This is a genomic window from Lujinxingia litoralis (genome assembly GCF_003260125.1).
Lineage (GTDB): Bacteria > Myxococcota_A > Bradymonadia > Bradymonadales > Bradymonadaceae > Lujinxingia > Lujinxingia litoralis.
Map to the genome: position 1 here is coordinate 256,915 of NZ_QHKO01000004.1, position 13,538 is coordinate 270,452.

12 protein-coding genes are annotated in these 13,538 nt (G+C 63.6%); 1 reads left to right on the forward strand and 11 read right to left on the reverse strand.

Annotated elements, in window-relative coordinates; genetic code table 11:
• Positions 1-6: 6 nt before the first annotated feature.
• The 11 genes from DL240_RS10655 to tkt form a co-directional block, all read right to left on the reverse strand.
• Positions 7-1,368 carry an FAD-dependent oxidoreductase gene (locus DL240_RS10655; RefSeq protein ID WP_111729878.1) on the reverse strand — a complete coding sequence of 454 codons (1,362 nt, stop codon included), beginning with the start codon at positions 1,366-1,368 and terminating at the stop codon, positions 7-9.
• Complete coding sequence (gene kynU / locus DL240_RS10660; RefSeq protein WP_111729879.1) at positions 1,369-2,631, reverse strand: kynureninase; 1,263 nt, start codon at positions 2,629-2,631, stop codon at positions 1,369-1,371.
• 40 nt (positions 2,632-2,671) lie between these two features.
• Positions 2,672-3,499: a cyclase family protein gene (locus DL240_RS10665; RefSeq protein ID WP_158542484.1), complete on the reverse strand. Its 828-nt coding sequence runs from the start codon at positions 3,497-3,499 to the stop codon at positions 2,672-2,674.
• The gene (locus DL240_RS10670) at positions 3,499-4,515 is read right to left on the reverse strand and encodes an amidohydrolase family protein (protein WP_111729881.1); all 1,017 of its coding nucleotides are present in this window, start codon (positions 4,513-4,515) and stop codon (positions 3,499-3,501) included. Before DL240_RS10670 ends, DL240_RS10665 begins: the two co-directional genes overlap by 1 nt.
• 62 nt (positions 4,516-4,577) lie before the next feature.
• A complete protein-coding gene (locus tag DL240_RS10675) occupies positions 4,578-5,090 on the reverse strand; it encodes a 3-hydroxyanthranilate 3,4-dioxygenase (protein WP_111729882.1) in 513 nt (170 codons plus the stop codon).
• Between the two features lie 191 nt (positions 5,091-5,281).
• Entirely contained in the window at positions 5,282-5,863 is a 582-nt protein-coding gene (locus DL240_RS10680; RefSeq protein ID WP_199589791.1) for a 1-acyl-sn-glycerol-3-phosphate acyltransferase, read from the reverse strand.
• A complete protein-coding gene (locus DL240_RS10685) occupies positions 5,856-7,085 on the reverse strand; it encodes an NAD(P)/FAD-dependent oxidoreductase (protein ID WP_111729883.1) in 1,230 nt (409 codons plus the stop codon). The genes DL240_RS10680 and DL240_RS10685 overlap by 8 nt, the downstream gene beginning before the upstream one ends.
• A gap of 72 nt (positions 7,086-7,157) precedes the next feature.
• Positions 7,158-7,505 (reverse strand): hypothetical protein, encoded by a 348-nt coding sequence (locus DL240_RS19625; RefSeq protein ID WP_146618241.1) that lies wholly within the window; start codon positions 7,503-7,505, stop codon positions 7,158-7,160.
• A 44-nt stretch (positions 7,506-7,549) separates the two neighbouring features.
• Positions 7,550-8,584 carry a hypothetical protein gene (locus DL240_RS10690; protein ID WP_111729884.1) on the reverse strand — a complete coding sequence of 345 codons (1,035 nt, stop codon included), beginning with the start codon at positions 8,582-8,584 and terminating at the stop codon, positions 7,550-7,552.
• Entirely contained in the window at positions 8,584-9,708 is a 1,125-nt protein-coding gene (locus tag DL240_RS10695) for a class I SAM-dependent methyltransferase (RefSeq protein ID WP_111729885.1), read from the reverse strand. Before DL240_RS10695 ends, DL240_RS10690 begins: the two co-directional genes overlap by 1 nt.
• A 75-nt stretch (positions 9,709-9,783) precedes the next feature.
• Complete coding sequence (gene tkt, locus DL240_RS10700) at positions 9,784-11,778, reverse strand: transketolase (protein WP_111729886.1); 1,995 nt, start codon at positions 11,776-11,778, stop codon at positions 9,784-9,786.
• 368 nt (positions 11,779-12,146) lie between these two features.
• Here tkt and DL240_RS10705 point away from each other — a divergent pair, with 368 nt between their 5' ends.
• Positions 12,147-13,469, forward strand: coding sequence for a vanadium-dependent haloperoxidase (locus DL240_RS10705; protein WP_111729887.1), 1,323 nt, complete (start codon positions 12,147-12,149; stop codon positions 13,467-13,469).
• The last annotated feature ends 69 nt before the right edge of the window (positions 13,470-13,538 follow it).

Here is a 13,538-nt window from a genome sequence, read left to right on the forward strand (position 1 = left end):
AGCCGGCTAGCCCAGCACTCCCATCATCAAGGCTGCAAGGGTCACGCACGCCAGCGCGGCGGCCGCTCCCAGGCCGAGCGTCAACAACCGATCCTGGCGCGCGGCCCGCTCGCGCGCCAGCGCATAGGGCATGTTGGTAAACGTGACCATCGTGTAGAGCGGAATCCACCACTCAGGAAAAAGACGATGGAGCACCCGCTCGATCTTTTTACGAAACACAAAGTAGGGCGAGGCCACCGCTGAACGCATTTCGAAATAGTTGTAGAGCGCCAGATGCCCAATGGCATCCGCGTCGTCTTTGCGCTCCCGGCTAAACGCCGCTATCGCGCGACCGACATCGCCGTCCTCACGCTCCAGAAGCTCATTGAGCACAAAGCAATCCTCAAAGGCCGCGTTCATCCCCTGCCCGTAAAAGGGCACCACCGCATGCGCGGCATCTCCCAGGATCATCACCCGTTCCCCGTGGTGGTAGGGCGCGCAACGAATGGTCACCAGGCTGCCGGTGGGATTGGCAAAAAAATCGTCGGTCAGCGTCGGCATCAGGGCGTAGGCGTCGGGGAACTCCCGCTTAAAAAACGCCTCGACGTCTGCCGGGGTTTTCAGCGCCTCAAAGCTCGTCGCCCCCTCAAACGCCATGAAGAGCGTGACCGTGAAGGTGGCGTCCAGGTTGGGCAACGCGATGAGCATGAAGTCGTGACGCGGCCAGATATGCAGCGCGTTCTTCTCGATGAGATACTTCCCCTGAGGCCCGGCGGGGATGGAGAGTTCTTTGTAGCCATGACTTAAATAGGCCTGTTCGTAGTTGTAGCGCCCCGAGCGTTGCAGCCGCTGGCGCACCGCCGAGTACGCCCCGTCGGCGCCGATCAGTATCGACGCCTCACGTACAACCCGCTCCCCTTTTTCTCGATCGTCAAAATGGGCCACGCCCTCATCGAGATCGACATCTACACAGGGGATATCGAAATGAAAGCGAACCTGGTCACGGGCCTCGGCAGTGTTCATCAGCAGCTCGTTGAGGCCCTGACGACTGATCGAATTGATGTACTGGCCGGCGCGGCCGTAAGGCTGCAGATGAGGCTCCCCCTCCATCGGGTGAATCATACGGCCGTGCATCGGGATGCACATCTGCCGAACCTCGTCTTCCAGGCCCACCGCGGCCAGCGCATGAAGCCCCCGGGTGGAGAGCGCCAGGTTGATCGAGCGCCCCCGGTCGACCTGAAGACGCCGCATATCAGGACGCGCCTCATACACCTCCACCGGGTGGCCGCGCCGGGCCATATAAATCGCCATCAACGAGCCGGCCAGACCGCCCCCTACCACCACGCAGGGGGGCTCGCCAGGACCGGGATACGCCTGAACGTCACTCATTTAGCTCACGCTCTCTTCGAGGATCTTCCAGAAGCGCCACACCTCCTCAAAGGTGTTGTACAGCGGAGTGGGCGCCACGCGAATCACGTTGGGGCGACGGTAATCGCAGATCACGTCAGCCTCCATCAGGCGCTGATGCAAGAGTTCCCCGTCGCCGCTGGCGAGGATCGAGAGCTGACACCCCCGCGCCTCGGGCTCAGCCGGCGTGATCACCTCAAAGGCCCCGGCACCGATGGAGGTCACAAGCTCGTGGAGGTAGCCGGTCAGGCGTGCGCTCTTCTGGTGCAACGCCTGCATGCCCGCCTCACAAAAGAGCTCCAGCGAAGCCTTTAGCGCGGCCATCGGCAACACCGGAGCGTTGCTCAGCTGCCAGGCTCCCGCTCCGGCCTGCGGCTGAAAGCGCGGCCCCATCTCAAAACGCGTCGAGGGATCGGTGCCCCACCACCCCTCAAAACGCGGGATGTCTGCCCGGCCCAGGTGGCGCTCATGCACAAACACGCCGGCGACCCCACCGGGCCCCGAATTAAGGTACTTGTACGAACACCAGGCGGCGAAATCCGGCCCCCATTGATGCAGCTTCAACGGCACATTGCCGGCAGCGTGCGCCAGATCAAAACCCACCAGCGCGCCGACCCGGTGGCCGGCCTCGGTGATCGCTCCCATATCAAAGAGCTGACCGGTGTAGTAGTTGACGCCTCCGAAGAGCACCAGCGCCAGCGCGTCACCCTCGCGGGCGATCGCCGCCTCAATATCTTCCTGACGAAGGGTCTTTTCCCCCTGGCGCGGAAAGAGCTCGACGATGGCGTCATCCGGCTCAAAGCCATGCACCCGCGCCTGGCTCTGAACCGCATAAAGATCGGAGGGGAAGGCCCCGCCCTCAATGAGTATCTTATAGCGCTGAGGGGTAGGCCGATAAAACGATACCATCAAGAGATGAAGGTTGGTGGTCAGCGAGTTCATCACCACGACCTCTTCGGGCCGCGCCCCCACTACCGAGGCCATCGGCTCGTTGAAGATCTCGTGATAGCTGTACCAGGGGTTGGGCTCGGCAAAATGCCCGTCAACGCCCAGACGCGCCCACTTCTCAAGCTCGGCCTGGAGCGCATCGGTCACTCCACGGGGCTGCAGTCCCAGGGAGTTGCCGCAGAGGTAGAGCACCGGCTCGCCGGCGGCGTTGGTGGGGATATGAAAGCGCTGGCGGAAGTCACGCAGCGGATCCTCGCGGTCGAGCTGCCGGGCGTAGTCCAGGTCGGTGAGCTTCATGCGGGCCTCAGGTGCAGGATGCCAAAATCAGAAGATGTGTTTAGTACGAACGTTCACAGGCCAGCGCCCGATAGAGCACTGGCCGAGAGGGGGCTGCGTCGAGCAGAAAGCGGGCAAAACGCAGCGAGAGAAAATAAGCGCCTTCTTCCAGGTCGTCGGGCACCGCGATCATCTCGGTGATCGTACGGCGGCGACCGGCCTGATCCAACCCTCCTTGAGGGTCGACCCCGAAGTAGGCGTGGTGTGCCGGGGTGGTGCCCCCATCATCTTCGCGATCGATGGAGGGAAGGTCGACCAGGAGATGCTCACAGCCCCTGGCAAGCAACCAGGCGATGGCCTCGGCGGTGAAGTAGGCCGGATTGGTGCCGGAGTAGTCTCGCAGCGGGATGGCGGCGCCCGGGCCGGCCGTCGCGATGAGGATCGCCCGGACAAACTCACCAGGAGCCGCCGCCCGAACCAGCGCCGCCTGGAGTGCGGCGGCGCTGATCACCCGATCGCCCGGCGCGCTGATGCCGGCTGTATGTTCGGGGCATTCCTCCAACGCACAGGTTTTCACCCGCAGCAGTGTGGCCGGAATCAGCGCCTCCGGGGCCAGGCTTCCCACCGCCATACGTTCCCCGGTGATATGGCCGGCGCACTCGGTGTGGGTGCCGTGACCGTGGGCGATGAGCTCCACCGCTTCGCAGTTGACGCTGCCCCCCCGACGCACATCGCCCACAAAACTGCCCCCCTCGACCGCCCGCGCCGAAGCCCGCCCCAGCCCGAAAGCCTGAGGCTGTGCTCCATAAAAATCCAGGGGCTGTGCGAGTTCCACAGGGCGATGGTCCACCTCATAGTGTTGCCCGTTGAACTCAACCACCATGCGCATCATTTGCTCCGCTCAAACTGTGTGCGCTCCAGCCCCAACCACTCCAACGCAGTGCCGGAGAGCAGCCGTTGACGATCCCCGGCGCTCAAATCAAGCGACTCGATGAGGCTGCCCGGTTCGGGCTCCCCGAGCGGAAAGGGATAATCCGTGCCCAGCGCCAGGCGCTCGACGCCAAAGGTGTCAATGAGCACCCGGAGCATGCGGGGATCATGCACCAGCGTGTCCAGATAAATCGACTTCAGAAGTTCGCTCGGACGCGTCTTCGTGTGCACCTGGCAAAGGTCCGGGCGTACCTCAAAGCCCCAGTCGATGCGCCCAATGGTCGCCGGAAACGAGCCGCCGCCATGCGCAAACGCAAAGCGCAACTTCGGATAACGCTCCAGCACCCCGCCCATCATCAACGAGCAAATCGCCCGGGAGGTCTCCGCCGGCATGCTCACCAGCCAGGGCAACCAGTAATCCGGGAGCTGATCCATGCCCATCATATCCCAGGGATGCACGAAGATCGCCGCGCCGAGTTCCTGAGCGGCCTCCCAGAGTGGATCAAAGCGCGGATCGTCGAGGTTGGTCCCGTTGACGTGGGTGCCAATCTCCACTCCGGCCAGCCCGAGCGTCCCAACGGCGCGCTCCAGCTCGGCGATCGAGCGCTCGGTATCCTGCATCGGCAGGGTTCCCAGACCGACAAAGCGCGTTGGCGCCTGGGCCACCACCGAGGCCATATGATCATTGAGCAGCTTCGAGAGATCATGCGCATCCGCCGCCTGGGCCCAGTAGCTGAACATCACCGGCACCGTGGAGAGCACCTGCACGTCGACGCCGTGGGCATCGCACTCCCGAAGTCGCGTGGCCGGATCCCAGAGATTAGGCTCCACCTCCCGGAAGAAGGTCTCATCGCGCATCATACGTGCGCACCCCGAGCACTGGTGTTCCAGACGAATGAACCCGCCATAGCCGTAGCGCTCGCGCAGATCAGGCCACTGCTCGGGGAGAATATGCGCGTGGATGTCGATCTTCATGGCGTCCCTGGGTGGAGACTACGGTGGGTGAACAGGCGTAAGAGCCGGGCCTCGTCGTGAATTCAACGCTCCATCTTGATGCCGCACCGCTTGCAAGTGCGCAGCGTATCGCTGGCCCAGAAGGCCTCGATGGCAGCCTTGAGCTGGCCGACGATGTCCGTCAGGTAGAAAAACTCCTCGTAGAGCACCTCCCCACAGCCCTCGCAGTACCAGCGAAGTCCGTCGTTCTGGCTCTCGGGGCGCTTGTGCTCGATGACCAGCCCGATGGTCTCGGGCCCACGCTGCGGTGAATGCGGGACCATCGAGGGGAGCAGGAAGATCTCCCCTTCGCGAACGGTGATATCGCGGAACTCGCCATCTTCGACCACCTTAAGCACGAGGTCGCCCTCAAGCTGGTAGAAGAACTCCTCGCTCGGGTCGATATGGTAGTCCTTCCGTTGGTTAGGGCCACCGACCACAAAGACCATGAAGTTGGCGTCTTCCCAGATTTTTTTATTCCCCACCGGCGGCTTAAACGCGTCGCGGTTATCTTCGATCCACTCTTTGAAGTTGATCGGCGGCAGGAGCTTGCTCATCGGGTCCTCCGGCGGTTGCGGCGCGTGAGTTCCGACGCAACACAGCTGCGGCGAACTCGCGGGGTCGCGAGAAAGTGGTCAACAGGAGCGCAAGGGCACGTATCGAAGCGACCTCATAGAAACGTTCGCCTCCGGGACTTGTCAAGGTCGGGGCTCGGGTTTCACGCACGTGCCCTCGGGGAGCGTGGGGCTCAACTAAAGCGCTGATCCAGCGCGAACTTCGCCGGGCTATGGGCCTCGACCTGGGCATAGAAAGCCATGATCTCGCGCATGTCGGACTCGAAGTCATCGCCGGGAATGATGACCTTCCCGATGCCGGCTTCTTTTTTCCCGTAGTCCAGATACCCGAGCAGAATGGGCACCCCGGCCTCTCGGGCCACATGATAAAAACCGCTGCGCCAACGTTCACGACGTGAGCGCGTTCCCTCGGGGGTGACCGCGATTGCGAGTTCGTCGGGATGCTCATCAAAGAGCGTCACCATCGCCTCCACCATGCTGGGGCGCTCCCCGGTCTCGGCCCGTGGGCGACGGTCAATGGCCAGACCTCCCACCGGGCCCAGGATCAGGTTGAAGGGAAAACGCATCCACTCGCGCTTGATCGTAAAGCGCAGCGGCAGCCCCATCAGCTCGAAGCTGGCGATGGTGTAGATAAGATCCCAGTTGGAGGTATGGGGCGCGGCTACCACTACGCAACGACGGTGTTCGGTGAGTTCTTTGCCAACAAAACGCCAGCCTCGCAGCATAAAGAGCCAGCGACAGATCGCCTTAAACATCTTGAGAGTCCCGGATAAGCGTCATCACATCATCGATCTGCTGAAGACCGACCTTGAGCAGGAAGTTGGAGTTGCGCCCGTAGCTCTTCGTACCCAGCACGTAAAAACCTGGCTCCGGGTTCTTTAGCACCTCGGGGCCGGCCGAGGTCTGGTCCAGACAATCCGCGCCGCCGGTACTGGCGAGCAGTGACGCGGCGAGTTTCATGGGACCGTCACTGGCGTAGCAGAGATGGACTTGAAGCTCGCGATAAAGCGAGGTGTCGGGGTGATAGCCCACATTGGCAATGATGCGGTCGACCTCCACCTCTGAGGTGTCGCCTCCGGCACTGGCCAGCGTGACCCGCAGCGCATCCCCCTCAGGCGAAATACGTTGCACAAAAACCCCGGGGCGCGCTTCCACGCCGTCGACCTCCCCGCGCGCCACGGCATTGCCCAGGCGAGAGAGGCGCAGGCGTTGAGGAAGCGTATCCCCTTCAATCTCAACAAAGGGCTCGCCATCGGATCGGTACGCCCATACCACACGCGTCTGCGGAGCTCTGGTCCGCAGCTCGGTGAGCGCCCCCAGGGTGGTGGCCGCGGAGTGACCGTCGCCGACCACCAGCACCCGTCGGTTGGCAAGATCGGCGTCGCGCTCCGTCACGTCCGGGATACCGCGTAGGACCTGACCGTTGAGCGCCTCTTCGCCAATGGCTGGCAACCCGCCGGGGCCCAGCATGTTGGGAGTGCTCAACACCCCCGAGGCATCAATCACCAGATCTGCCTCATCGAAACGCTCTCCCTCAGGCCCGCTCACACGTAGCAAAAAAGGACGGTGTGCTCGTCGGGGGTTCGCAAGCAAGTCTCCCTTAAGAGCACGAAGCCTGGAGATGCCGAGCACGCGGGTGTTCGGCTGAAGATCCAGGCCAGGTCTGGCGTCGAGTTCCGCGAGCAGCGGCTCGAGGTACTCACGCAGGTAAGACTCACCGGTAGGAAACACCTCTCCATCCACCAGCTCGCGTCCCGCCTCGCGCAACATCGCTTCGCCGAGCGCGCTGCGGTTGAGCGACCATGGCGAGAAGAATCGAACATGGGACCACCGACGCACATGTGCTCCCGGCTCCCGGGCTTCGTACAGGGTGACCGTCAGCCCCTCCGCCAGGGCACGAAGGGCGGTCTCTACACCGATGGGGCCCGCGCCGATAATGGCCAGGCGGCGGTTGGCAAAACGAGAAGTAGAGCTCATGACAAGATTCCTCATGGACATCGACCGATTGAAGCGGAGGACCCGCTGGCAGTTTCCGGGCGATCAACACGCTTAGTAGCGCGGCCAGTCCTGGCGACTTCGAATCGTCGCGGTTTCGACCACCTCCCAGCCCTCTTGATCGCGGGCCAGGAGCACCCGCAGGGCCGGCGTTGCCGGGGGCTCATCGGGGGGGCTCAGGATGAGTTCCAGGCGACCGTCGTCCAGCGTGAATGCCCGCACGACCTCCATGCCCACATACTCTCCAGACTCCTGCCCTCTGGCGAGCCATTGTTCTGCGACGTAGAGGGGATCGGTCGGCGTGGCGTACGTCCGAGCGCTTGCGTGCTCGGGCTGCTCTCGGGTCGGAGTCGCGGGACTGGCACAGGCCCCCATCACCCAGAAAAGAAGAAGCCCCGCCATCAAGTCACGTCGGACTCTACGACCTTGCGCGCTCTGGCTCATGTTCATTCGATGTACCCGATAAACGTCGCGCGCGGACTGATGCCGAGCGTCTCATAGGTCCAGACCAGGGCGCGCACCGCCTCCCCGGCACTGAACTCGGCGGTACCCCCGATCATCCAGTGGGTAATGCGCGCGCCCTCCACTCCGGCGCTGGCAAGCACCTGGCCCAGCGCCTGTTCAAACTCCACACGATCGCGCGCGCAAAAGGTCTGTTCTGGCGGGCAGGCGCCGTCGGCGGAGCCGGCGACATTCTGCTCATCCAGGCGCAGGCGTATGCCAAACCCCTGGTCGTTGCGATAGATGCCGAGGAGCCCCATGACCATCTTCGGAGGGAGTCCGCTGCCGGGGAAGATCGGCAGGTTGGTATCGATCGCACCAAGCGCATTCTCAGACGACGTAATGATGTGAACGCGGAACAGTCCTGCCGAAGCCACGGCCATCATCAGTTCGGCCACGCGCTCCCAGCCCAGGCGCCGCTCGACCAGAAGATCGACCCCGGCCGGCCCTCCCGCTTCGTTGAGCGCCTCGCGTAACCACCGTTGCAGATGCCCTCCCAGCTCCGGGCTCTGCCAGGCGACCTCTCCATAGGGCGAGACAATGCGTGCACGCGTGGCAATGAGCGGCAGCGCCGGCAGGCGACGTTCCTCCACCCAGGCGACCGGAGCAACCTCCGAGGGCAGTGCGTCGCCCGTCGCAAAGGTCAGCAGCGCCTCGACATAGGCGGGCTGCGGCGCCCAGACCACCCGGAGTTCACCGTCGGCAAGCGCGCGCTCCATGATCAGCGGCAAGCGCAACGCGTGATCGCCAAAGAGCACTTCGGCTTCGGCCAGGTAGCGCCCGGGAGCCGTGCGCTCCACCACAAGCACTCGCCCCACGCTGGCACCGCGTGCCTCCAGCGCCTCAATGCCTGGCAGACGGGCGCTCGGGTCGAGCTGTGCTTCGAGCATCCAGGGCTCCTCGGCCACCACGCTCCCACTGATGAGAAGCATGGCTACGATGAGCCAGACGCTTGCCAGCACTCGTTCCAGACAGCTCATCAAGCGTCCCTCCCCGGCTTTCGCCGGGGGGTGGCCACCACGTAGTGAAAACGGTCCCGACGTGAGAACTCGCTATAGCCCCAGTGCTCATGCCACTCGTGCATCAAAATCTCAAAGCCGTGGCGGTCGAGCATCTCCACCAGCGCCTTGCGCGAGGGAAACCAGCGGGTCTGGCCATCGAGGTTGACCCAGACATCGGGACGGTAGAGAGGCACGCCCTGCCCGTCCCAGATGCTATCTTTGCCCTTGATCGCAAAGCAGAAGAGCCCCTTCTGCGCCGGCAAGAGTTCGGCGGCCAGGTCGAAGATCCTGGCGAGCTCCCCGGAGCTGAAGTAGTGCAGGCTGGAATACGAGTAGATAAGATTGACCCCTTCCATCCGTGGGTCGTTGCGCTCCAGCGTGGAGACGAAGTCACCGGCCAGGAGGTTGTGTTCCAGGTCATCACGCTCCCGCAGCACTTCTTCCACGCGCTTGCCGTGCTCTTCCAGCGCGACCGGGCTGATATCGATGCCCAGATACGAACGCACCAGCGGGCTTGACGTGATCCCCAGCGCGTCGTTGCCGATGCCACAGCCCAGCTCGGCCACGCGCAACTCCGGCGTTTCCCCCCGGTTTCGCGCGCGCTCCTCCACAAAGTGCAGAAGTTTCCACACGAAGGGATTGGGCTCACGGGACTGAAAGAAACCGTAAGCGATGCCCGACTCGCGGTAGAGCTTTCCGTAATCGAACTCCAGGTCGACGAGAAAACGTACCAGCGCGGCGGCCTCGGCCTCTTTGCCGGCCTGCCACAACCTGCCGGCAACCCCGAAGGCCAGCGCCCCCAGATGAAGTTCTTGCTCATTGCCGCTGAGCTTTCGCGCCAGCCAGAAGAGGGTGGCCAGGTCACCGCCCCGCTCAAAAAGCCACTCCACCACATTGTCGAGGAGGCGAGCCACCGGCTTATCGAGAAGCGCGGCGGCAGCCTTATCGGCTCCGTCCAACGCGTCTTCCAGGGGCATGCCCGATTGCACCCCGCCGATACCAAAGTTCTCGGCATCACTGCTCAGCAGTTCCACAGCGGCTTTCGGGTCGGCAAAACCCGCGTCTTTAAAGAGGTCGAGTCGTCGCGTGAAATTTGCTGGCATCACTTCCTCCGGAGAAAGGGCAGGTTATCGGCAGGGTGCGTTATGCGTTATTCGAACCTTCGGCGAACTCTCTGGTTAAGGCGCGTTGACGACCTCAACGATCTTCTCGGCGGTCAGACCAAACTTCTCGTACAGCTCCTCATAAGGGGCCGACGCGCCGAAGTGATCCAGCCCCAGGGTGCATCCCTGCGTCCCGGTGTAGCGCTCCCATCCCAGGGTAGCGCCGGCTTCAATGGCCACGCGGCGCGTGACCGCGGTCGGCAGGACCGACTCGCGATAGGCGGCGTCCTGCTGCTCAAAACGCTCCCAGCAGGGCATCGAAATCACGCGTACCTTTTTGCCCTGAGCCTGGAGTTTGCCAAACGCCTCCACGGCAATCGTGACCTCGCTACCCGTTGCCAGGATCAGCGCCTCTGGCTCCTCATCCGGGCACCCGTCGGCCAGGATGTAGGCGCCCTGCGTGGCGTCGCCCTGACTTTGAAGCGCCTGGCGGTCAAAGGTGGGGACGTTCTGGCGAGTCAACACCAGCCCCGCGGGGCCCTGGTCACGCTCCATGGCCAGCTCCCAGCACTGGCGAACCTCTTCCGCATCGCCCGGACGCAATACCCAGTAGTTGGGCATCGCGCGCAAAGACATCAGGTGCTCAATCGGCTGGTGAGTGGGTCCGTCTTCGCCCAGGCCAATCGAGTCGTGGGTAAAGACCATCACCTGGGGCACGTGCATCAACGCCGCCAGGCGCAGCGCCGGACGCATGTAATCGGCAAACACCAAAAAGGTCGCCCCGAAGCCGCGCACCCCGCCATGCAGGCACATGCCGTTGACGGCGGCTGCCATGGCGTGCTCCCGGATGCCAAAGTGCAGGTTCTGCCCGGCGTACTCGCCGCGCGAGATCTCCCCAAACTTCGGAAAGAGCGTCTTGTTGGAGCCGGCCAGGTCCGCCGACCCACCGACGAGTTCCGGGAGCACTTCGTAGATCTTTTCAATGACCTTGCCGCCGGAGGCCCGGGTTGCCATTCCCTTCTCGGAGGGCTCAAAGCGCGGAAGGCTCTCGGCCCAATCCTCGGGAAGCTCCCCGGAGATCCGCCGCATCAACTCGACGTACGCCTCCGGGCTCTCGGATTTCAGCGTGTCCAGACGCGCTTCCCAGGCACGCCTTGCTTCGCCGGCTCGCGCCGCTGCCGAGCCCGCCATATGCTCGCGGACCTCATCCGGCACCACAAAACGCTCGGTGTAGGGCCAGCCCAGCGCCTCTTTGGTCAGCGCGATCTCCGCATCGCCCAGTGGCGAGCCATGGACCGACGAGGTGTCGGCTTTATTGGGCGATCCGTACCCGATGACGGTCTTCACGCGAATCAACGTAGGACGAGCGCTCTCAGCGCGGGCCGCCACAATGGCCTGGTCGATGGCCTCGACGTCGTTGCCATCATCCACGCTCAAGACCTGCCAGCCGTAGGCTTCAAAACGCGCGGTGGTGTCTTCGGTAAACGCGATGTCGGTGCGCCCGTCGATGGTGATCTCGTTGTCATCGTACAAAAAGATCAGTTTCCCCAGCCCCAGGTGCCCGGCCAGAGAAGCGGCCTCATGGGAGATGCCTTCCATCAGGTCGCCATCGGAGCAGATGCCGAAGGTGTAGTGATCGACCACCCCCTGGTAGCGGGCATTTAGATGAGCCTCAGCGATGGCCATCCCCACCGCCGTGGCAAAGCCCTGCCCCAGCGGACCGGTGGTGGTCTCCACCCCCGGCGTCAACTCGGCCTCGGGGTGCCCCGGGGTGAGGCTTCCCCACTGACGAAAATTCTTGATCTGCTCCAGGGTCATGGCCTCGTAGCCCGTCAGATGCAGCAGGCTATAGAGGAGCATGGAGGCGTGGCCATTGGAGAGAACGAAACGATCCCGGTTAAACCAGCTCGGATCGCTGGGGTCGTGGCGCAAATGTTTCTGCCAGATGGCATAGGCCACCGCGGCCAGCCCCATCGGCGCGCCCGGGTGCCCGCTGTTTGCAGCCTGCACCGCATCGATGGAGAGCGTACGGATCGTGTTAATACTCAGCGTGGTGATTGAATCGGTCATCATCCCCTCGTCATGGGTCAGTGGCAGGCCATAGCTTTGCTCAGACGTTTTGCCCCCGGGCCCCGGAGGTGTCAACGACAAGCCCGAAATAGGCAGGGCGCGAGCCGGCCCCCTGACCGACATCCATCATCTGGTTGACGCGGGGAATCCTGATCACAAGTTCAGACCGGTCAACGCCTCCGAGGCAACTTTTCCGGAGGCCTCGCGCTTATCGCATCGCCAGCGGAGATTAGATTTGCACGGGCGAGGTCCGGGGGGATTCGGACCTCGGGAGGTGCATCTCACGCACACTCGTTGATGGACTGGCATCGGGCTTTTGCACGGGCCCGCGGCCAGCTGCACTGCGAACCACACTTAAGGGGGGACACATGAAGGTCAAAGGGGCCGCGACGTTCGTGCTGGCAGCGCTACTGATCACCTGGACAGCGGGGTGTAATGAGGCGCTGGATCCGCCGCCGACCTACCCGGCGCCCATCTCCCAGGAGACCGGGGCCGTGGTGGTGGACTGGATGGACCTGATCGTCGATCGCGTGCAGGCCGAGAGCCTCAGCCCGCCGGAAGCCTCGCGCATCATGGCTTACACCGGGGTCGCGCTCTACGAATCGCTGCTCGGTGGCATGCCTCAGCAGCAATCCTTCGGCGGCCAGCTCGAAGGACTCGGCGAACTCCCCGCCCCGAAACCCGGGGTGGACTACGACTTTGAGACCGTGGCGCACGCCGCCATGCAGCATCTGCTCCCGATCTATTTCCCCTCCGAGGCCAGCCGGGCAGCGATCGATGCCTTTGCCCGGGCCCAACTCCAGGCCCGGGAAGAAACCGGAATCAACGCCCAGGTGCGGGAGCGCTCCCGGGCCTATGGCGTGCTCCTGGCCGAGGTGATCGACGCCTGGGCCTATGCCGACGGCTACACCGAGGTTCATCTGGCGAGCTACGAGTTCTCCGATCAGCCCCACGCCTGGCAACCCACCGCCGAGGGAATGCAAGCGCTGCTGCCGGGCTGGGGCAAGCTGCGCCCCTTTGCGTTGAGCTCGGCCGATGCCTGTGCCCCGCCGGCGCCTCCTCCCTTTGAAACCCTGGCGCACTCGGCGCTCTACCGACAGGCACTGGCAGTGTGGAACGCCTCACGCACCATGACCTCGGACCAAGAACACATCGCCCACTTCTGGGCCGATGGCGCCGGCACGCTAACCCCTCCGGGGCACTGGATGCGTATCACCACGCAGCTGCTCCGCGCGCGCTCCGAGCGCCTGGACCACAGCGCCGAGACCGTCGCGCTGGTAGGCGTGGCCCTGGCCGATGCCTTTATCTCATGTTGGGATGAGAAATATCGCTCCAACCTGCTACGTCCGGTCACCTACATCAACGCGCATATCGACCCGACCTGGACCACCCTCATCGCCTCCCCGCCCTTTCCCGAGTACACCTCGGGCCACTCCAACGCCTCGGCGGCCGCGGCCACCGTGCTAAGCGCCCAGCTCGGGTCCTTCCCCTTTGCCGACCGTACCCACGAAAGCGGCGAGCTCGGCCTGCGCTTTTATCAAAACTTTGACGACGCCGCGCAGGAAGCGGCGATCTCACGGCTCTACGGGGGCATCCACTACCCCATGGCTATCGATAACGGCATGCCCCAGGGGCAGTGCGTCGCCCATCAGGTCATGGATCGGGTCACCACTCGCCGCCCCTCAGAATAAGTGGAATGATCGTGTTCCCCGGCCTGCTCGCAGGCCGGGGAAAGACACAGGGGGCTTCCACCTGAGCGA

Coding starts and splice junctions, on each gene's coding strand:
- DL240_RS10655 (WP_111729878.1), bottom strand. CDS start 1,368: ATGAGTGACGTTCAGGCGTATCCCGGTCCTGGCGAGCCCCCCTGCGTG.
- kynU (WP_111729879.1), bottom strand. CDS start 2,631: ATGAAGCTCACCGACCTGGACTACGCCCGGCAGCTCGACCGCGAGGAT.
- DL240_RS10665 (WP_158542484.1), bottom strand. CDS start 3,499: ATGCGCATGGTGGTTGAGTTCAACGGGCAACACTATGAGGTGGACCAT.
- DL240_RS10670 (WP_111729881.1), bottom strand. CDS start 4,515: ATGAAGATCGACATCCACGCGCATATTCTCCCCGAGCAGTGGCCTGAT.
- DL240_RS10675 (WP_111729882.1), bottom strand. CDS start 5,090: ATGAGCAAGCTCCTGCCGCCGATCAACTTCAAAGAGTGGATCGAAGAT.
- DL240_RS10680 (WP_199589791.1), bottom strand. CDS start 5,863: ATGTTTAAGGCGATCTGTCGCTGGCTCTTTATGCTGCGAGGCTGGCGT.
- DL240_RS10685 (WP_111729883.1), bottom strand. CDS start 7,085: ATGAGCTCTACTTCTCGTTTTGCCAACCGCCGCCTGGCCATTATCGGC.
- DL240_RS19625 (WP_146618241.1), bottom strand. CDS start 7,505: ATGGCGGGGCTTCTTCTTTTCTGGGTGATGGGGGCCTGTGCCAGTCCC.
- DL240_RS10690 (WP_111729884.1), bottom strand. CDS start 8,584: ATGAGCTGTCTGGAACGAGTGCTGGCAAGCGTCTGGCTCATCGTAGCC.
- DL240_RS10695 (WP_111729885.1), bottom strand. CDS start 9,708: ATGCCAGCAAATTTCACGCGACGACTCGACCTCTTTAAAGACGCGGGT.
- tkt (WP_111729886.1), bottom strand. CDS start 11,778: ATGACCGATTCAATCACCACGCTGAGTATTAACACGATCCGTACGCTC.
- DL240_RS10705 (WP_111729887.1), top strand. CDS start 12,147: ATGAAGGTCAAAGGGGCCGCGACGTTCGTGCTGGCAGCGCTACTGATC.